This is a genomic window from Arthrobacter sp. T572 (genome assembly GCF_056780115.1).
In genome coordinates this window covers 1,928,316-1,945,809 of sequence record NZ_JBRAZQ010000002.1, presented here as the reverse complement: position 1 = coordinate 1,945,809, position 17,494 = coordinate 1,928,316, and the positions used below count along the sequence as shown (strand labels likewise).

21 protein-coding genes, 5 tRNA genes and 1 riboswitch are annotated in these 17,494 nt (G+C 64.8%); of the genes, 5 read left to right on the top strand and 21 right to left on the bottom strand.

Annotation, left to right across the window (positions count from 1 at the left end):
- Positions 1-26 precede the first annotated feature (26 nt).
- The 5 genes from trpC to hisI form a co-directional block, all read right to left on the bottom strand.
- Entirely contained in the window at positions 27-845 is an 819-nt protein-coding gene (gene trpC, locus ACUYMZ_RS10205) for an indole-3-glycerol phosphate synthase TrpC (RefSeq protein ID WP_481603104.1), read from the bottom strand.
- Between the two features lie 2 nt (positions 846-847).
- Positions 848-1,120, bottom strand: coding sequence for an HGxxPAAW family protein (locus ACUYMZ_RS10200; RefSeq protein ID WP_426007179.1), 273 nt, complete (start codon positions 1,118-1,120; stop codon positions 848-850).
- Between the two features lie 131 nt (positions 1,121-1,251).
- Positions 1,252-1,854 (bottom strand): Trp biosynthesis-associated membrane protein, encoded by a 603-nt coding sequence (locus ACUYMZ_RS10195; protein WP_481603102.1) that lies wholly within the window; start codon positions 1,852-1,854, stop codon positions 1,252-1,254.
- Complete coding sequence (locus ACUYMZ_RS10190) at positions 1,854-3,434, bottom strand: anthranilate synthase component I (protein WP_481603100.1); 1,581 nt, start codon at positions 3,432-3,434, stop codon at positions 1,854-1,856. Before ACUYMZ_RS10190 ends, ACUYMZ_RS10195 begins: the two co-directional genes overlap by 1 nt.
- A gap of 38 nt (positions 3,435-3,472) precedes the next feature.
- The gene (hisI, locus tag ACUYMZ_RS10185) at positions 3,473-3,910 is read right to left on the bottom strand and encodes a phosphoribosyl-AMP cyclohydrolase (RefSeq protein ID WP_442422819.1); all 438 of its coding nucleotides are present in this window, start codon (positions 3,908-3,910) and stop codon (positions 3,473-3,475) included.
- An 89-nt stretch (positions 3,911-3,999) separates the two neighbouring features.
- On the opposite strand from hisI, the gene ACUYMZ_RS10180 reads away from it, so the two are divergent.
- A complete protein-coding gene (locus tag ACUYMZ_RS10180) occupies positions 4,000-4,644 on the top strand; it encodes a TIGR03085 family metal-binding protein (RefSeq protein WP_442422902.1) in 645 nt (214 codons plus the stop codon).
- Positions 4,645-4,707: 63 nt separating this feature from the next.
- Here the strand turns inward: ACUYMZ_RS10180 and hisF are convergent, their stop codons facing one another.
- The 16 genes from hisF to ACUYMZ_RS10100 all read right to left on the bottom strand — a co-directional run bounded on the left by hisF (position 4,708) and on the right by ACUYMZ_RS10100 (position 16,798).
- The gene (gene hisF / locus ACUYMZ_RS10175; RefSeq protein ID WP_426007173.1) at positions 4,708-5,484 is read right to left on the bottom strand and encodes an imidazole glycerol phosphate synthase subunit HisF; all 777 of its coding nucleotides are present in this window, start codon (positions 5,482-5,484) and stop codon (positions 4,708-4,710) included.
- 42 nt (positions 5,485-5,526) lie between these two features.
- A complete protein-coding gene (hisG, locus tag ACUYMZ_RS10170; RefSeq protein ID WP_426007172.1) occupies positions 5,527-6,387 on the bottom strand; it encodes an ATP phosphoribosyltransferase in 861 nt (286 codons plus the stop codon).
- Positions 6,388-6,513: 126 nt separating this feature from the next.
- The gene (locus ACUYMZ_RS10165) at positions 6,514-6,777 is read right to left on the bottom strand and encodes a phosphoribosyl-ATP diphosphatase (protein ID WP_018778638.1); all 264 of its coding nucleotides are present in this window, start codon (positions 6,775-6,777) and stop codon (positions 6,514-6,516) included.
- Between the two features lie 109 nt (positions 6,778-6,886).
- Entirely contained in the window at positions 6,887-7,372 is a 486-nt protein-coding gene (gene ribH / locus ACUYMZ_RS10160; protein WP_426007170.1) for a 6,7-dimethyl-8-ribityllumazine synthase, read from the bottom strand.
- Between the two features lie 20 nt (positions 7,373-7,392).
- The gene (gene ribA / locus ACUYMZ_RS10155) at positions 7,393-8,094 is read right to left on the bottom strand and encodes a GTP cyclohydrolase II (RefSeq protein WP_426007168.1); all 702 of its coding nucleotides are present in this window, start codon (positions 8,092-8,094) and stop codon (positions 7,393-7,395) included.
- A complete protein-coding gene (gene ribB, locus ACUYMZ_RS10150) occupies positions 8,091-8,786 on the bottom strand; it encodes a 3,4-dihydroxy-2-butanone-4-phosphate synthase (protein ID WP_481603094.1) in 696 nt (231 codons plus the stop codon). Before ribB ends, ribA begins: the two co-directional genes overlap by 4 nt.
- Positions 8,783-9,439: a riboflavin synthase gene (locus tag ACUYMZ_RS10145; protein WP_481603090.1), complete on the bottom strand. Its 657-nt coding sequence runs from the start codon at positions 9,437-9,439 to the stop codon at positions 8,783-8,785. The genes ribB and ACUYMZ_RS10145 overlap by 4 nt, the downstream gene beginning before the upstream one ends.
- On the bottom strand, positions 9,439-10,515 hold the full coding sequence (ribD, locus tag ACUYMZ_RS10140; RefSeq protein ID WP_481605846.1) for a bifunctional diaminohydroxyphosphoribosylaminopyrimidine deaminase/5-amino-6-(5-phosphoribosylamino)uracil reductase RibD: 1,077 nt from the start codon (positions 10,513-10,515) through the stop codon (positions 9,439-9,441). Before ribD ends, ACUYMZ_RS10145 begins: the two co-directional genes overlap by 1 nt.
- Positions 10,516-10,565: 50 nt before the next feature.
- Positions 10,566-11,258: a nicotinamide riboside transporter PnuC gene (gene pnuC, locus ACUYMZ_RS10135; RefSeq protein WP_481603088.1), complete on the bottom strand. Its 693-nt coding sequence runs from the start codon at positions 11,256-11,258 to the stop codon at positions 10,566-10,568.
- A gap of 88 nt (positions 11,259-11,346) precedes the next feature.
- Positions 11,347-11,497, bottom strand: a riboswitch (FMN riboswitch).
- A gap of 91 nt (positions 11,498-11,588) precedes the next feature.
- A complete protein-coding gene (gene rpe / locus ACUYMZ_RS10130) occupies positions 11,589-12,272 on the bottom strand; it encodes a ribulose-phosphate 3-epimerase (RefSeq protein ID WP_481603085.1) in 684 nt (227 codons plus the stop codon).
- Between the two features lie 63 nt (positions 12,273-12,335).
- On the bottom strand, positions 12,336-13,889 hold the full coding sequence (locus ACUYMZ_RS10125; protein WP_481603083.1) for an RsmB/NOP family class I SAM-dependent RNA methyltransferase: 1,554 nt from the start codon (positions 13,887-13,889) through the stop codon (positions 12,336-12,338).
- A complete protein-coding gene (gene fmt / locus ACUYMZ_RS10120) occupies positions 13,886-14,806 on the bottom strand; it encodes a methionyl-tRNA formyltransferase (protein WP_481603081.1) in 921 nt (306 codons plus the stop codon). Before fmt ends, ACUYMZ_RS10125 begins: the two co-directional genes overlap by 4 nt.
- The gene (gene def / locus ACUYMZ_RS10115) at positions 14,803-15,375 is read right to left on the bottom strand and encodes a peptide deformylase (protein ID WP_442422824.1); all 573 of its coding nucleotides are present in this window, start codon (positions 15,373-15,375) and stop codon (positions 14,803-14,805) included. Before def ends, fmt begins: the two co-directional genes overlap by 4 nt.
- A 50-nt stretch (positions 15,376-15,425) precedes the next feature.
- The gene (locus tag ACUYMZ_RS10110; protein WP_481603079.1) at positions 15,426-16,328 is read right to left on the bottom strand and encodes a cytochrome; all 903 of its coding nucleotides are present in this window, start codon (positions 16,326-16,328) and stop codon (positions 15,426-15,428) included.
- A 48-nt stretch (positions 16,329-16,376) separates the two neighbouring features.
- Entirely contained in the window at positions 16,377-16,529 is a 153-nt protein-coding gene (locus ACUYMZ_RS10105) for a hypothetical protein (protein WP_481603077.1), read from the bottom strand.
- Positions 16,530-16,726: 197 nt separating this feature from the next.
- Positions 16,727-16,798: transfer RNA gene (locus ACUYMZ_RS10100), tRNA-Val, on the bottom strand.
- A gap of 259 nt (positions 16,799-17,057) precedes the next feature.
- On the opposite strand from ACUYMZ_RS10100, the gene ACUYMZ_RS10095 reads away from it, so the two are divergent.
- The 4 genes from ACUYMZ_RS10095 to ACUYMZ_RS10080 all read left to right on the top strand — a co-directional run bounded on the left by ACUYMZ_RS10095 (position 17,058) and on the right by ACUYMZ_RS10080 (position 17,489).
- Positions 17,058-17,130: transfer RNA gene (locus tag ACUYMZ_RS10095), tRNA-Gly, on the top strand.
- 46 nt (positions 17,131-17,176) lie between these two features.
- Positions 17,177-17,247 (top strand) — tRNA-Cys (locus tag ACUYMZ_RS10090).
- Between the two features lie 38 nt (positions 17,248-17,285).
- Positions 17,286-17,360, top strand: a tRNA-Val gene (locus tag ACUYMZ_RS10085).
- Positions 17,361-17,416: 56 nt separating this feature from the next.
- Positions 17,417-17,489, top strand: a tRNA-Gly gene (locus ACUYMZ_RS10080).
- Positions 17,490-17,494 lie beyond the last annotated feature (5 nt).

The window sequence follows — 17,494 nt, the reverse complement described above, 5'->3', positions numbered from 1 at the left end:
ACGGTCGCCTTGCTGCAGGTCCTGTCTCAGTTCCTGGCGGCGATGGCGGCAGCTCCGGCTGCCTTGAATTCAGTAATCCGTTCACGCGGCGTGGAGTCGCTGACCAGCGCCTCCCCCACCAGGATGGCGTCGGCGCCGCTGGCTGCGTACTGGAAGACGTCGTCCGCGGTCCGCACGCCGGACTCGGCGACAACGACTGCCCCGGCCGGAATCAAACCGGCCAGCGAACCGAAAACGGAACGGTCGACGTCGAGCGTCTTCAGGTTGCGGACGTTGACACCGATAATCCTGGCGTTCGCGGCCGCAGCGCGCTCAACTTCCTCTTCCGTGTGCGTTTCCACCAGGACGCTCATGCCCAGGTCATGGCTGAGCGCACTGTAGTCCGCAAGTTGCGCATCGGAGAGTGCCGCGACGATCAGGAGGATCAGGTCGGCGCCGTGGGCACGGGCTTCCCATATCTGGTACTCGTCAACGGTGAAATCCTTGCGGAGCAAGGGAACGTCGACGGCGGCGCGTACGGCGTCGAGATCAGCCAGCGAACCGCCGAAACGGCGCTGCTCGGTGAGCACGCTGATGACGGAGGCTCCACCATCGGCGTACTGGGCTGCGAGGGAAGCGGGATCGGCGATCGGTGCCAGGTCTCCCTTTGACGGGCTGCGGCGTTTGATTTCCGCGATGACCTTCAATTCCCCGCGGTCAGCCGAAGGACCACCCAGGGCAGTCCAGGCATCCCTGGCCGGGGATGCCCCGGCAACGAGGTCCTTGAGCTCGGCGATGGACACGAGCCGGCGTCGGGAGTCCATCTCCTCCTTGACGCCGACGATGATGTCATCAAGAACGGTCACGGTTAGTGGCCGTTGTTCTGCAGCTTGCTGCCACCCACTCCGTAGCCGGCCTTGCGCATGGCCCAACCGACAATGAGGCCGATCACCATGACCACAGCACCGCCGATGAAGATCGGGGTGTTGGCGATGACGAACGCGATGGAGCAAATCAGCGCGCCAACGAGCATCACAATGACGCAGGTCCAGGCAGCCGGGCTGTTGCCGTGGCCGATGGCGTCGGCGTGGCTGGCCATCTTGGACTCTGCTTGGTTTGCGGACACAGTGGTTTTGCTCATGTGGAATCTCCTCAGGGTGAATACTGCTTACATTCTGCCATTTATTGACAGCGGCCGGGGACAACGCGCCTCTGACCTGCCCTGGGGGCGGCTATGTTGCGAAGCGGGTGCGTCCGGCCCTTCCGGATGGCTTAGGTGGGGTCCTCGCCGCGGGACAACCTGTCCCAGCTGTCGATCTCATCGACGGGCTCCGAAGTAGGCGCCGCACCGCGGCTTGACGCGTCGTATTTGGTCCGGGCTTTCCAGTAGCGGCCCGCAATCGGCAACAGCAGTCCGCACACGGCCAGCAGTGCTGCCGCCACGATCGCGAGCACCGGGAACGCCGTGGCGGCAACCTCCGCCTGTCCCCCGGAAACGCCGGTAGCAGCGGCGATCGAACCCTGTGCAGCCCCCAGTGGGCCGGCCAGTACCGTGACCGCAGCAAGAATGATCCCCGCACCGGAAAGCACCACGATAGCGGCAATGATCCAGCGGGCAATCTTTCCGGCAATGGATGCTGCCAACCCACCTGCCAAGGCAACGATCGCCAGCGCGGTCACGGCCGTGGCCGCTTTGTTGCCGGGAACATCCAAAGTGCTCGAGGCAGTGGATGCGGGGTCTAAATGGACTTCGATCCAGGTTTGCGTTGTGGCCCCGAACACTGCGAAGGCCAGGATTGCCGTGGCCAGGACCAGGGTGGACTTGCGCGCCCACCCCGGTGTCGCCGTGGCGGTGCTCCGTGCTTCAGCGGGCATCAGGCGGGGGTCCCGCCGTCGACGGTTCCTGCATCCGGAACCGTTTCAGCGGAAATGTTCCGGAGCGAACCTGCCGTATGGACAGCCCGCAGCGGGGCAGCGGCCTTGTTTACGGTCTCCAAGGCTTCCGACGGTTTGTGCGAGTCCGCCACGATGCCGCCACCGGCCTGGACGTAGGCGCGGCCTTCACGCAGCAGGGCGGAACGGATGGCGATGGCCATGTCCATGTCCCCCGCGAAATCCAGGTATCCCACGACGCCGCCGTAGATGCCCCGGCGGTGGGGTTCGAGCTCGTCCAGCAAGCGCAACGCCCGCGGCTTCGGAGCGCCGGACAAGGTGCCGGCGGGGAAGGTGGCCTTGAGGACATCGTAGGCTTTCGCATCCGGGGCGAGTTCCCCCACCACGGTGGACACCAGGTGCATGATGTGGCTGAAACGCTCAACCTCCATGAACTGGGTGACATCCACGGTTCCGGCGACGCAGACCTTGGAGAGGTCGTTGCGGGACAGGTCCACCAGCATGAGGTGCTCAGCACGTTCCTTCTGGTCGGCCAGCAGCTCAGCGGCCAAGGCCTTGTCCGCTTCAACGGTCTTGCCGCGGGGGCGCGAGCCGGCGATCGGATGGGTGATGACCTCGCCACCGGTGACCGTTACCAGGGCCTCGGGCGACGAACCCACAATCGAGTACTCGCGGCCGTCGGCATCCTCCAGGCTGAAGATGTACATGTAGGGGCTGGGGTTGGTGTTCCGCAGAACGCGGTACACATCCAGCGGATCGGCGGCGCACTCCATCTCGAAGCGGCGGGAAATCACCACCTGGAAGACTTCGCCGTCAACGATCGCTTCCTTGCCGCGGTCGATGGCAGCCAGGTACTTGTCCTCGTCCCAACGTTCCTGGACGCTGGAGGCGAAATCGAGCGCGGCGGTTTCCAGCACGGACACCGGCTGGGCCACCGGCGTGCTGATTTGCTCCAGGAGGTTCTTGACCCGGGCCACGGCATCGTGCCAGGCCTCGTCCACGCGCTCGGAACTGTTGTCGAAGTTAATGGCATTCGCGATCAGCAGGACCGTACCGTCCACGTTGTCATGGACGGCCATGTCGGTGACCAGGTTCAGCGCCATTTCGGGGAGCTGGAGATCATCTTCGGGCGGCGTGGTCAGCCGTTCCCAGTGGCGGACTGCTTCCCAGCCGAGGAAGCCGACCAGGCCGGACGTGAATGGCGGCAGGCCCTCAAAGCGCTTCGTTTCCAGCGCCGCGATGGTGTCACGGACGGCGTCCACGGGGTTGCCCTCCACGGGCACGCCCACGGGCGGCTGGCCGATCCAGTGTGCCTGGCCGTCCTTGGTGGTCAGCGTGGCGCGGGACTTCGCGCCGATAAAGGAATAGCGCGACCATGACCCGCCCACTGCCGCGGACTCCATGAGGAACGTTCCGGGCTGGCCCTGTGCCAGCTTGCGGTACAACCCGATAGGGGTCTCGGCGTCGGCCAGGACTTTGAGTCGGACTGGGATGACACGGCTGTGGACGGCGAGTTCGCGGAACTCTTCCAGGCCCGGGCTGATGATTCCAAGGTCCTGCATGGCTATTCTTTTCCGCCTTTGGTTTTGGTGGTGCGTCTTTACAGAGACTGTGTGGTTTCCTGGTCCGGGCTGCCGGTGACGACCGTGAAGCCGCGTCCGTCAAAGCATGTCCGGGTGCCGGTGTGGCAGGCCGCACCCACCTGGTCAACACGGACCAGCAGGGCGTCGCCGTCGCAATCGAGGGCAACGGACTTCACGAACTGAACGTGTCCTGAAGTGTCGCCCTTGCGCCAGTATTCCTGCCGGGACCGGGAATAGAACGTGACGCGTCCGGTTGTCATGGTGCGGTGCAGGGCCTCGTCATCCATCCAGCCGAGCATGAGGACCTCGTGGGTGTCATGCTGCTGGATGATGGCAGCCACGAGCCCGGCAGCATCACGCTTGAGGGCGCCGGCGATCTCCTGCGGCAAGGGACCCGAGGGGTCGATGGATGGCTCCACGGCAGGAGTTGGGCTGGGGGCTGACTGCTCAGACATCAGATCAAGTCTAGTGCCTCCGCAGGGACCGATTTTCTGCGGCGGTTCCTCTGCGCAACAACGCTGCGATCGTGCTAGTTTCACAAGTGATGCATTTCGTCGATCCTTCCCGAGAAGTACTGGCCGAAACTTTGCTTGCGGCCGGACCTGACTCCCCCACGCTCTGTGAAGGGTGGCTGACCCGGGACCTCGCAGCGCATCTGTACCTGCGCGAGAGAAAAGCCGCGGTAGGCATCGGACTGCTGATCCCCAGCCTTGGCAAAGCCTCGGACAAGGCGACGGCCAAGCTTGCGGCAAAGTTGAAGACGGGCGACGACTACGCCAACCTCGTGAAGACCTTCCGCGCAGGCCCCCCGGCCTTCTCGCCTTTGAAGATCAAGGCACTGGACGAAACGTCGAACCTCATCGAGTACTTCGTGCACACAGAAGACATCCGTCGCGCAGGCGACCGTTGGGCGCCACGGGCTTTGGACGAGGCCTATTCGGATGCCCTTTGGGACGACCTCATCAAGCGCGCCGCCTTCCTGTACCGCGGCGTGGATCTCGGGATCGTCCTCGTCCGGCCCACCGGTCCGCGCCATGTGGCCAAGCGGGCGCCTGTGTCGGTGGCGATCGTGGGCGAGCCAGGCGAACTCGTCATGCACGCCCACGGCCGGACCAGCCAGGCCCTGGTCACCTTCGAAGGCCAACCGGACGCCGTTGCCCTGCTCCAGTCGGCGGACATCGGCCTCTGACACCCTGCGGCTTAACAGGAAAGGGCCACCCCGCGGGGTGGCCCTTTCCTGTTAAGTGCTTCCTTACCGGACTTCGAAGCCGGCCGTGCGGATCGCCGTTTTAACCTGGGCAATCATGTCGTCCGGCCCGAAATGGAAAACGGAGGCGGCCAGGACGGCATCGGCGCCGGCCTCGATGGCGGGCGGGAAGTGTGCCGGTTCCCCTGCGCCACCGGAAGCGATGATGGGAATCGTGACGGCGGAGCGGACCAGCCGGATCAATTCAAGGTCGAAGCCGTCCTTGGTGCCGTCGGCGTCGATGGAGTTCAGGAGGATTTCCCCCACTCCCCTGTCGGCGGCTTCTTTCGCCCAGGCCACGGCGTCGATGCCGGTTCCCTTGCGGCCGCCGTGGGTGGTCACTTCAAAGCCCGACGGCGTCGGCGCGTCACCTTCACGGATGCGCCGCGCATCTACGGACAGCACCAGGACCTGTGAACCGAAATGGCGGGTGATCTCATCGATGACCCCGGGCCGGGCCACGGCCGCAGTGTTGATGGACGCTTTGTCCGCACCGAAGCGAAGCAGCTTGTCCACCTCCGCGACTCCCCGCACACCCCCACCGACCGTCAACGGAATGAAGACTTCCTCGGCGGTCCGGCGAACGACGTCGAACGTGGTCTCCCGGTTGCCCGACGACGCCGTGACGTCCAGGAACGTCAGTTCGTCCGCGCCGCCGTTGTCATAGCGGTGGGCAAGTTCGACCGGGTCGCCCGCATCCCGGAGGCCTTCAAAATTCACGCCTTTGACCACGCGTCCGGCGTCAACATCCAGGCAGGGGATGACGCGTACGGCTACAGCCATGTGTTGCTCCTCAGTTGTGCTGTGCTCTGGTGCTTTGCCGGGTCAGATACGGCAGGCGTGGATGCTGCTGACCAGGATCGCACGTGCGCCGAGGTCGTAGAGTTCATCCATGATCCGGTTGGTTTCCTTCTTGGGAACCATGGACCGCACGGCAACCCATTCGGAGTCGCGCAGCGGCGAGACCGTGGGAGATTCGAGTCCGGGCGTGAGCGCCGCGGCATCCTCCACCAGGTCCTTCCGGATGTCGTAGTCCATGAGGACGTACTGGCGTGCCACCAGGACGCCCTGCAGGCGGCGGATCAGCACCTCGATTTCCTTCGCGGTGCCATTCGCGGCCCCGCCCTCCCCACTGCGGCGGATGAGTACGGCCTCGGACTTCAGGATCGGATCCCCGAAGATCTCCATGCCGGCTGCCTTGAGGGTGTTGCCGGTTTCCACGACGTCGGCGATCGCATCGGCAACGCCAAGCCGGACCGACGACTCTACGGCGCCGTCCAGGCGGACCACTTTGGCGTTGACGCCCCGGTCTGCAAGGTAGTCGCGGAGGAGCCCGTCATAGCTGGTGGCGAGCCGCTTGCCTTCCAGCTGCTCGACGCCGGTGAAGTCGCCCACCGGACCGGCGAAACGGAACGTGGAGGCCGCGAAACCGAGGGGCAGGAGCTCTTCGGCTTCCACTTGCGCGTCAAGCAGGAGGTCGCGGCCGGTAATGCCGACGTCCAAGGTTCCCTGACCTACGTAGACGGCAATGTCACGGGGCCGCAGGAAGAAGAATTCGATGTCGTTGTCCGGATCGACCATGACCAGTTCGCGGGAGTCACGACGCTGGCGGTAGCCGGCCTCGGAGAGCATGGCCGAGGCGGCTTCGGAGAGGGATCCCTTGTTGGGAACTGCTACACGGAGCATGGGAAGGCTTTCTGTTGGGTGTGGAAGAGGAACAGGCACTGGGCCACGCAGCTGCCCGGCGCGGATCCAGGATCGGGACATCCCTGGCATGGGAGCCATCTCCTTGGAGAGCGCGGAGCGGCGTGGCTAGAGATGCTTGTAAACGTCTTCCAGGCTGAGGCCCTTGGCGAGCATCAGGACCTGCAGGTGGTACAGCAGCTGGGAGATTTCCTCGGCTGCGGCCTCGTCGGATTCGTATTCCGCTGCCATCCAGACCTCGGCGGCTTCTTCAACGACTTTCTTGCCGATGCCATGGATTCCGGAGTCCAGTTCGGCAACCGTACGCGAACCTGCCGGGCGGGTCGCTGCTTTCTCACTCAGTTCTGCGAACAGCGTCTCGAAATTCTTCACGCCCTCCAGAGTACTTGCTTCGGGGCTGCCCCCGCGTTCCGGTCCGTTGCATGACAAAGGGGATGTGAGTGAACACACACCCACATCCCCTTCCAGCCGGCGATCCGGCCTAGCTGAACTGCTTGAGGGTCAGGGCTGTCGCAAGGGCAGCCGTGACGGCCTCATGGCCCTTGTCCTCGGTGGAACCGGGAAGACCGGCGCGGTCCAGGCCTTGCTGCTCGGTGTCGCAGGTCAGCACGCCAAAGCCCACCGGAACTCCGGTGCTGACACTGACATCGGTGAGTCCCGACGTCGCAGCCTGGCACACGTAATCGAAGTGCGGCGTGCCGCCGCGGATGACCACGCCCAAAGCCACGACGGCGTCAAAGTGCGGTGCGAGCCTGGCGGCGGCTACCGGGAGCTCAAAGCTGCCGGGTACCCGGATCACCGATGGTTCGGCAATGCCGGCTTCCTTGGCTGCCCGCAGGGCACCGTCAAGAAGTCCGTCCATGATTTGTGTGTGCCAGCTGGCCGCGACGATCGCGAGCTTCAGCTGGGACGTTTCCTCGGGGTTGAGGGTGGTGAGGTCGATGGTAGGGGCGCCGTGTCCGCTCATGGTGTACTGGGGGTTTCCGATCAGTCGTGGTCGTTGTCAAAAGTTGTTGCCGGCTTCTTGCCGTTGCTGACCGGCTCAACAGTGAGTGCCAGCAAGTGGTCCATCCGGTCCTTCTTGGTTTGCAGGTAGCGGAGGTTCTGTTCGCGGGAGGGAACCTCGGTGGGAACCATCTCCACCACGGTGACGCCTGCCTGGGCAAGGCGGTTCTGCTTGTCGGGGTTGTTGCTCAGCAACCTGACTTCGCTCAGGCCCATCTCCGCCAGGATCTGGCCGGCGGCTTTGTAGGACCGCGCGTCCACCGGCAGTCCCAGCTGTTCGTTGGCCTCCACGGTGTCAAAGCCCGCTTCCTGGAGCGCATAGGCCTTGATCTTGTTCGCCAGACCGATCCCCCTCCCCTCCTGCCCCCGCAGGTACAGCAGCGTGCCGCCTTCGGCCTGAATGAGCTCGAGGGCGTAGGCAAGCTGTTCCCCGCAGTCGCAGCGGTAGGACCCGAAGACGTCACCGGTCAGGCACTCCGAATGCAGGCGCACCAGTGGTGCCTGCCCGTTCCTGGGCGGGTTCGGGGAACTGACTGCCAGGTGTTCGTGCCCGGTTTCATGATCCGTCCATGCCTGAGCCACGAAGTCGCCAAAGGCCGTGGGCAATTGCACGATAGGCCCACCGCTCACAGGATGCGGCGCAGCTCCCATGGCGTCGCTGCTGCGTGTTGTCGATGTGGTCATCGCTTCTCCTCGTCTGCCAGTGAAACATGTGCCGCTCCGGACTCTACCGCCTCGACGTAGGACACGAGGTCCTCGATCGAGATGAGGGGACATCCGTGTCCAGCGGCAAAGTCACGCAGGCTGTCCAGCCGCATCATTTCACCGTCGTCATGGACCAACTCGGCGATCACGCCCACCGGGGCAAGCCCGGCCAGGCGGCAGAGGTCCACGGCTGCTTCCGTGTGGCCCGGGCGCTCACGCACTCCTCCCTTAACGGCCCGCAAGGGAAAAGTATGCCCCGGGCGGGTCAATTCTTCCGGCGTGCTTCGCGGATCGGCCAGGATCCTTGCCGTCAGGGCCCGGTCCGTGGCCGAGATCCCGGTGCTGACACCGTGTGCGGCATCGCAGGAGACCGTATACGCGGTCCCCTTGGCGTCCTGGTTCACCTCCACCATGGGCGGCAGGTCAAGTGCGTCCGCGCGTTCGCCGTCGAGGGGGACGCAGATGACGCCCGAAGAATACCGGATGGTCCAGCCCATGAGCGCGGGAGTGGCATGTTCAGCCGCGAAAATGATGTCGCCCTCGTTCTCGCGGTCCTCGTTGTCCACCACGATGACGGCCTGCCCTGCAGCCATCGCCGCGATGGCGGTTTCCACCGGGTCCAGCCCGTGGCGGCGAACCGTTGCCGGCGTTGTGGTTACCGGGGTGTTCATCGGGCGGCCCCCGGTCCTGCCGGAGCCGTACCTGATGCTGGCTGCGGGGCGAAGGCCAGCAGTCGCTCGGTGTACTTCGCGAGCACGTCGACTTCCAGGTTCACCCGGCCACCCACCGGCTTGGCACCAAGCCCGGTCTCTTCGAGGGTGGTGGGGATAAGTCCAACCTCGAACCACGGTGCCGATTCCGAGGCTGGACTGACAGCGGTGACCGTGAGGGACACGCCGTCGACGGCGATCGAGCCCTTCTCGGCGATGTACCGGGCCAGCGTGGCGGGAACTCCGAACCGGAGGCGGTCCCAGTTTCCCTGGGCCTCCCGCTCCAGCAACTCGCCGACACCATCAACGTGGCCCTGTACAACGTGCCCATCGAGGCGCCCGCCGGCCGGCACACACCGTTCAAGGTTGACGGTGTCCCCGGGAGCAAGTTCCCCGATCGTTGTCCGGACCAGGGTCTCCCCCATGACATCGACGCTGAAATCCTGCCCGTCGATCTGCGTCGCCGTCAGGCACACGCCGTTGACGGCTATCGATCCACCCAGGGGCAGCCCTTCGGTGGTGGTGGGCGCCTTGAGCCGGAGCGTGGCGCTGGCGTCGCCGTCGTGCTCGATACCCAGAACAGTGCCCTGTTCGGCAACAATTCCCGTAAACATCAGTGTCCTCCTGTGGCGAATTCCGCGGCTTCACTGCGCGGAACCAAAGTCGTGGTTTTTGTGGCGGCTGTGCGTGTGGGGCGAAGATGCAGCCGGAGGTCATTGCCCAACGTCCGTACGGCCCCGCCGCCGGCGTCGTCCCAGGACCAGTGCTGCGCGTCGGCCAGCGTGGTGATGCCAAGGTCGTTCAGGGCCGGTGTTCCCGACCCGAGCAACGTGGGCGCCTGGTAGACGATCAGTTCGTCCACCAGCCCGGCGGCCAGGAAGGTACTCAGGATGCTGGATCCGCCTTCCACCATCACATGCCGCACGCCACGGTCGAAGAGTTCCCCCAACGCCTCCCGCGGATCCCGTGTTGTCAGTTGGACAAACCGGCCATCCGTGCCACGGACCGCTGCATCCTTCGGCACTTCACGCAAGCCCATGACGGCGCGGAGCGGCTGCCGCCCGGCAAGCTTCCCGTCAGGAGCCCGGGCAGTGAGGCGCGGATTATCGACCAGTACCGTACCGGTACCCACCAAAATGGCGTCGATGAGTCCACGCAGTCCGTGGTTGTCCGCCAGGGACTCAGGGCTGGAAATCCACTGGCTGGTGCCGTCCACGGCCGCAATCCGGCTGTCCAGCGTCTGGGCGATATGCAAGGTGACGAAGGGACGCTTGGCAGCTACGGCGTCGAACCAGTCCCGGTTCAGATCCAGCGCTCGCTCCACAGCCAATCCGGCAAGTACCTCAACGCCCGCCGCCTGCAGCGTCCGGGCTCCGCCCGCGGCCGGGTCATGGGGATCGTCGATTGCATAAACCACCCGGGCGATGCCGGCATCAATGATTGCCTGCGCACAGGGGCCGGTCCGGCCCACATGGTTGCACGGTTCCAGGGTCACCACCATGGTGGTTCCCTCCAGCTTCACACCGCGGCGGCGGGCCTCAAGGATGGCATCCGCTTCCGCATGGGCGGTACCGGCGCCACGGTGGTATCCGACGGCGAGCTGCTCACCGTCGGGGCCCAGGACAACCGCCCCCACCAGCGGGTTGGCACCTCGGGGTCCGGCCAACGCCGCAGCCAGGGCCGCCTCCATGGCATCGGACTCTGCACGTGTGTATTCCGGGATCACCGGCGCCCCGCCGGTCACGGAGCCGCTCCCACGGCCGAAGCGCCAACCGGCGCGGGCTGGCGCTCGCGCCGCTGCGCACGCATCCAGACGAAGAAGCCGGCAAGGGTAAAGACACCATAGAAGAGGTACATGAACGCGCTGGCGTAGTAGCCGGCGCTGAACAACAACGGCACGCCTACGATGTCCACCGCAACCCAAATGAGCCAGAACTCCGTCCAGCCACGGGCCATGCCGTAAGTCGCCAGCAGGGAACCCATGAAAGTCCATGCATCTGCCCACACCGGCGGATAGGAGCCGAGGGCATCGAAGAGCGGTGTCAGTGCCGCAGTGCCTGCAATCATGGCACCCGCCAGGACCAGCCGGGTGCTCTTCCCAGCCCAGGTGGGAACGACGGCAGGACCTTGGGTGCCTGCCTGGCGGCCCTGCTTCCAGCGGTACCAGCCGTAGACGGCGACCGCGATGAACATGATCTGCCGGGCGGCCTGTCCCCAAAGGGTTGCGGGAGCGGCCGCGCCGAACACGTTGCCCAGGAACACCGTGAGCAACAGAACATTGCCAAGGATGCCTACCGGCCAAGCCCAGACTTTGCGGCGCATTCCGCCGAGGGCGCTGGCGAGCCCAAAAATGTTGCCAAGCACTTCGCGTAGAACAAGCGCAGATCCACCTACGGGAATCTGTGCTTCGAAGAGCCATCGCAGAAAATCCATGCCGTTCCTTCCCAGTCAGCCGCGATGGCTCCGGGGGTGTACGACAGTTCGCTGCCGTGCGTCGCACAAGGACGCACACAGCATGACTGTACGTGCTTCTCCCATCCAGACTTTAACTGTCGGTACCGGAATTCCACCGGTTCAACCGCTCGCCTTCTGCATCCGGATGGACGCTGAGGGCTTGCGGGTCGCGGACTATGACCGCCGGTTCGGACTTACACCGACCCCGGAGCACGTATGTGTGATTGCTATTGTGCCACAACCGCACGGAGCGGCCGGCTATTCCCGGCCATCTTCGTAACATGCAGTGGCACCGGCTCCTACGCGCACTTACGCCGCCGGGCCGCCACCGGCCAGGGCCCGTGTACCGGCCGCGCGCAGCCGGTCGATGGCCTGTGCAGGATCGTCGTGTCCGTACACGGCGGAACCGGCAACGAAAACGTTGGCCCCGGCTTCGGCGGCGCGCAGGATCGTGTCCTCGGTGATGCCTCCGTCCACTTGGAGCGCCACCTTCAGGCCGGAGCCCTCAATGGCGGCGCGTGCACGGCGGATTTTCGGCAGGGTGATATCCAGGAACGACTGCCCTCCGAATCCGGGTTCCACGGTCATGATGAGCAGCATGTCCAACTCCGGCAGCATGTCCAGGTATGGTTCCACCGCCGTGGCCGGTCGCAATGCCATGCCGGCCTTTGCCCCGCGGGCCCGCAGTTCCCTGGCGAGCTTCACGGGGGCGATCGCGGCCTCGGCGTGGAAGGTAACGGACGCGACGCCCGCGTCGGCGTAGGCCGGGGCCCATCGGTCGGCGTCGGAAATCATCAAGTGGGCATCCAGCGGAACCGGGCTGACCGCCTGGATCCTCTGCACCACCGGCAGGCCAAGGGTCAGGTTGGGCACAAAGTGGTTGTCCATGACGTCCACATGCACGGCGTCAGCGTTGCTGATCCTCTTCAGCTCGGCTTCGAGGTTGACGAAGTCTGCTGAGAGGATGCTCGGATTGATACAGCACTGGGACAAGGCAGGTCCTTCAGGTCGGTGGCAGCAGGATGGATTGCGGAAATTCAGCCGCGGAATGCTTGGCTAAGGCTTCTTGCGGATCAACGCCATGAACATGGCATCAGTGTGGTGGATGTGGGGCCACAGCTGAGCGGTCTGCCCGTGCCACGCGCCAAGGCCGGAGGCAAGGCTGACGTCATCCAATGCCTTGCCGGCGTCAAGGAGCTCAAGGTCCCCGCGTTTACCCACAACATCTGCAACCACAGCGGTGGTTTCAGCCGGGTGCGGCGAACACGTCACGTAGGCCACCACGCCACCGGGCTTCACTGCATCGATGGCGGAGACCAGCAGTTCCCGCTGCAGCGGACCGAGATCAGCGATGTCCTTGGGGGCGCGCCGCCACCGCGATTCCGGACGACGCCGCAGCGCCCCCAAACCACTGCATGGCACGTCTACCAGGACGCGGTCGAAGGTTTCCCTGCGTTCGGAACCCACCTCACGGCCGTCACCGGTACGCACGCTCCAAGCGTCCCCGGGCACGGCCGACAATGCCTGCTGCACCAGCTTCGCCCGATGCGGTGCGGGCTCGTTGGCCAGGAGCGTGGCTCCGTCGCGGTGTGCAAGTGCCGCCAGCAGGGCCGCTTTCCCGCCAGGACCGGCGCAGAGGTCCAGCCACTTTTCCCCCTCTGGCGAAGCAGTTTCCACTGCCACGGCTGCCACCGCACGGGCGACCAACTGGGAACCCACGTCCTGGATGCGCGTGGTGCCCTTGCGGACAGATTCCAGACGGCCAAGGTCGCCGCCTACGGACAAGGCAGAGTCCTCCACCAGCTCCCCTGCCGCAGCACCGTGCTCCAGGGCTTCTTCCAGGCTTCCCAGCCCGGGCAAGGCCACAAGGTTCACTACCGGCGCCGCGTTGTCGGCTTCCAGGAGCTCTTCAATTTCCGAGGCGGGCCTGCCGTGGTTGACCAACGACTGGCGCAGGGCCCGGACGATCCACTCCGGGTGTGCGTGGCGGAGCGAGGCGATCCGGGTTGCATCGGTTTCCTGGTCCAGGAGGACGTCCAGCCACTCGTCCATGCTGTGTGCCGTGACCTTCCTCAGGACGGCATTGATCAACGACGACGGGCCGGCGCCGATGACTGCCCGGGCCAGGCCGACAGTCTGGTCCAGCGCGGCGTGGGCCGGAACACGCATGGACAGCAATTGGTGGGCGCCTATCCGCAGGGCGTCCAGGATGGCCGGGTCCAACTGTTCCAAGGGACGGTCAACACAGCGGGAAAGGATGGCGTCGTATGTGCCCTGTCCGCGCAGCGCACCGTAGCTGAGCTCGGTGGCGAACCCTGCATCCCGGCGATCAAGCCGGTGCTCCCTGATCCGTGCCGGCAGGACCAGGTTGGCGTAAGCGTCCTCGGACGCCACGGCGCGGAGGACTTCGTAAGCTACGAGCCGGGCAGGATCGGCCTTGCGGGTACGTTGGCCGGGGGTCGTGCTGGAATACCCCTTCTGGGGTCCACGGTTCCGCTCCCTGCCCTGCGCGTTGCGCCGGCTTTCCCCACGGGGACCGCGGTTGCTGCCCCGCCCGCCACCGTCCCGGTTCCCGTTGGAGTTGGGGCCGCGCCGGCCGGAGTCGCTCATTCGAATACCACGCTTTCGGGTGTTGCCAAACCGCGGGCCCAATCGGCCGACGGCATCATTTTCTTGCCTGCGGGCTGGATCCTGCCCAGTCGCACGGCATGGGAACCGGTGCCCACCAGGACAGCTTTGCCTTGCACCGTGACGTGGCCGGGCTCGAGGTCGGTGACGTCCGGGTGGAGTTCCACGGGTTCAAGCTTCACCCGTTGACCATCCAAGGTGGTCCAGGCGCCGGGTTCGGGAGTGACACCCCGGGAGCGCCGGGCCAGGGCCAGGGCGGGCTGCTTCCAGTCCAGGCGCCCGTCCTCGAGCGTCAGCTTTGGAGCCAGGGAGACATCGCCCTGCTGCGGTTGCGGTGCTGCACGCCCGGCCTCGATGGCCGAAAGTGTTTGGCTCAGGAGGACGGACCCGCTGAGGGAGAGCCGCTTGAGCAGGTCGCCCGCGGTATCGGAACCGCGGACCGTTTCAGTCACTGTCCCAAAGACAGGACCGGTATCCAGGCCTTCCTCGAGCTGGAAGGTGGCGGCCCCGGTGACATCGTCCCCGGCAATGATCGCCCGTTGGACAGGAGCCGCACCCCGCCATGCGGGCAGCAGGGAAAAGTGGAGGTTGACCCAGCCATGGCGGGGAACATCAAGGGCGGCCCTCGGGACAATTCCGCCGTACGCGACAATGGCAGCGACGTCCGGGGCGACCGCCTCAATCGCAGCGGTTGCTGCAGCGTCCACCCTGGCAGCCTTGATGGTGGGGATACCCAGTTCCGCCGCGCGGGCAGCAACTGGCGACGGCGTCAGGACACGCTTGCGCCCAAGGGGGGCATCCGGTCTGGTGAGGACGGACGCAACGTCAAAACCGGCTTCCACCAGCGCGTTGAGTGACGGCACGGCCACGGCCGGTGTGCCGGCAAAAAGCACCTTCACGCGGTTGCCCCGAAGCTGCCGCCACCAAAGCTCGAGCCGACTGTCCCGGCACGCTTGGACGTGGTCTGTTCGGTCACCGCATGGTAGTTGGCGTTCCGGATCGCACGCAGGGCCGCCTTGCGGTCTTCGCCCTCCAACCGGTCAGTGAAAAGGATGCCGTCCAGGTGGTCCGTCTCGTGCTGGAAAACCCGTGCAAGCATGCCCTCCGCGTCGACTGACACGGGGTTGCCTTCCACGTCCACCCCCGTAACCCGCGTTGCACGATGCCGGCGGACAGGGAATCCAAGCCCGGGAATGGAAAGGCAACCTTCAACCTCGTCGTCCTGGAAGTCATCACTGTTTTCCAGGACCGGGTTGATGATGTGTCCGTCCACGCCACCGATCCGATAGGTAAAGATGCGCTTGCTGATGCCCACCTGGGGGGCAGCAAGGCCGGCGCCCTCGACGTCCTCCATGGTTTCCATCATGTCGGCAACCAGCTTGGCGAGCTCCGGACCGAATTCGGTCACGGGATCCGCGACGGTGCGCAACACCGGATCCCCGATGATTCGGATACTCAAAATTGCCATCTGGTCTCAGTCCTCACGATCGTCAAAGCCGGCCCGGGCCATGAAGGGGCCTACGCCAGTTTAGTGGAGGCAAAAGACCCGGCGCCCTGAAGGGCAATGGCAGGCTCGGGTGTGTACATGGGCGGCGCCACCGGCAGCAGCGCCTGACCCGCCGCCGTGACATCGGCAGACAACTCCCAGACGCGCCGGAGCGCACAAAACTTCCACCAGTGGTGTTTCAGGACATCAGGATTGGCCCGGTGGGGACGGACTTCGGTTTCGCCGATGGCCACTGCCAGCAGCATGGGGTCCTCCCCGTACTTCCAGGACTCCCATTCCCCGGCGACGGGGTCCACCAGGCTTTCTTCGGCCTTCATGCCAGCCACCAACTGCATGACTACTTTGTTGTCCAGCGCCTTGACCGTGCCATCACGGGTGGTCCCCTTGGTCTTGTAATCGATCAAGCAGATGCGGCCGTTGATGCGGGCCACCAGATCAAGGGTGCCCGCGTAACCCACCGAGGTGTTCCACACCGTGATTTCCGGTGCGAGGGGTTCCACCCTGTAGGTGTCCCACCATTCATCAAAGCGTGCAGCGAACGCTTGCTCGCCGTGGGACGCCAGGTCATCCCGGCATTCCTGCATGCGGTGCGGCCTGCCCAGGGCACGAAGTGCTACCTGTTCGCAGTAGTTGTGGACGCGGTCTCCGCGGGCCGCCGCCTCGTCCCGGTATTGCTCAGCGGCTTTGGAAGCTTTGTTGACTGCCTGGCGGATCCTGGCCGGGCTGCCGAGAAGGGCCGGAAGCTCAGGATCGGCGGCCAGGCTGCTTGCACCCATGTACGAAAACCAACCATCGAGCGCATGTGCCTGCTGCCCGATGACTGTTGTGATGGATGGTACGGAGAACTGGTCCGAGGTGGACCGGGCATACATCCGGCCGTACTCGGTGGCGTGGGCAAGCAGTGGAGCAGTCATATAAAAACTTTGGCACAGAGGACCGACAGAATTCGCCCCGGCGTTCCGTCAGGCCCCGCCGGAACCCCCTGGCGGATCATGGAGCGCGGGTTCCTCGGCGGGAGGATTAAGCAAGCGGGCGAGTTGGTCCTGCGTCATCCGTGCGAGTTTTCCCGCCAGGACGGGCACCGTCCGGGCCAGTTCCTGCAGGGACTCAGGCAACGCCTGCTCCCCACCCCCGTTGGTACCGGCACGAGCCGCGGGCAAAGGGGGCAGGAGCGGTAACGGCCTCGTATCGGGTAGTTCTTCCACGTCAGCCCTGTGCCCTGGAGTGGAAGTTCGTGACGAAAAAACGCCGTACCGCCAAACAGAAAAAACCCCGCCGGGACTGTGTAACCAGTTCCGGCGGGGTTTTACGGTGGGCGATACTGGGTTCGAACCAGTGACCTCTTCGGTGTGAACGAAGCGCGCTACCACTGCGCCAATCGCCCGTGTCATCCCGCGCTGTGCGCCGTCTGCATAAAGAAGACTAGCCCACGCCGTCGTGAATGCAAAACGGGCAGCCGTGCCCGAATAACAAGAATGGAATTACACGGTTGTCAGAAGCCGGAACCCGCGTCATTGCTGGGATCCGGACTCATACGCCCTCCGGGGAATCTCACCGATTTGGAGTTTCCCGGAACCTCCTATAGAGTTTTTACTCGTCGGAAAGCGACGGAATGCCTGAATGGCGCTCCGGAGCACGGCACTGCGGACGTAGCTCAGCTGGTAGAGCACCACCTTGCCAAGGTGGATGTCGCGAGTTCGAATCTCGTCGTCCGCTCGCAAGGCACTGTCACAGCATGAATTCCCCGGAATCCTGCTAACACGGTGGGTTGGCCGAGAGGCGAGGCAGCGGCCTGCAAAGCCGTATACACGGGTTCGAATCCCGTACCCACCTCGGTGAAAACCATGCTTTCCGGTTTCGATTGGATGCATGGGCGATTGGCGCAGCGGTAGCGCGCTTCCCTGACACGGAAGAGGTCACTGGTTCGATCCCAGTATCGCCCACCAAAACAAGGAAACTTGTTTGTTGTTGAAGGCCCGGCCCAGCCAGGCAAACAACATGTGCGGACGTAGCTCAGCTGGTAGAGCACCACCTTGCCAAGGTGGATGTCGCGAGTTCGAATCTCGTCGTCCGCTCTCCT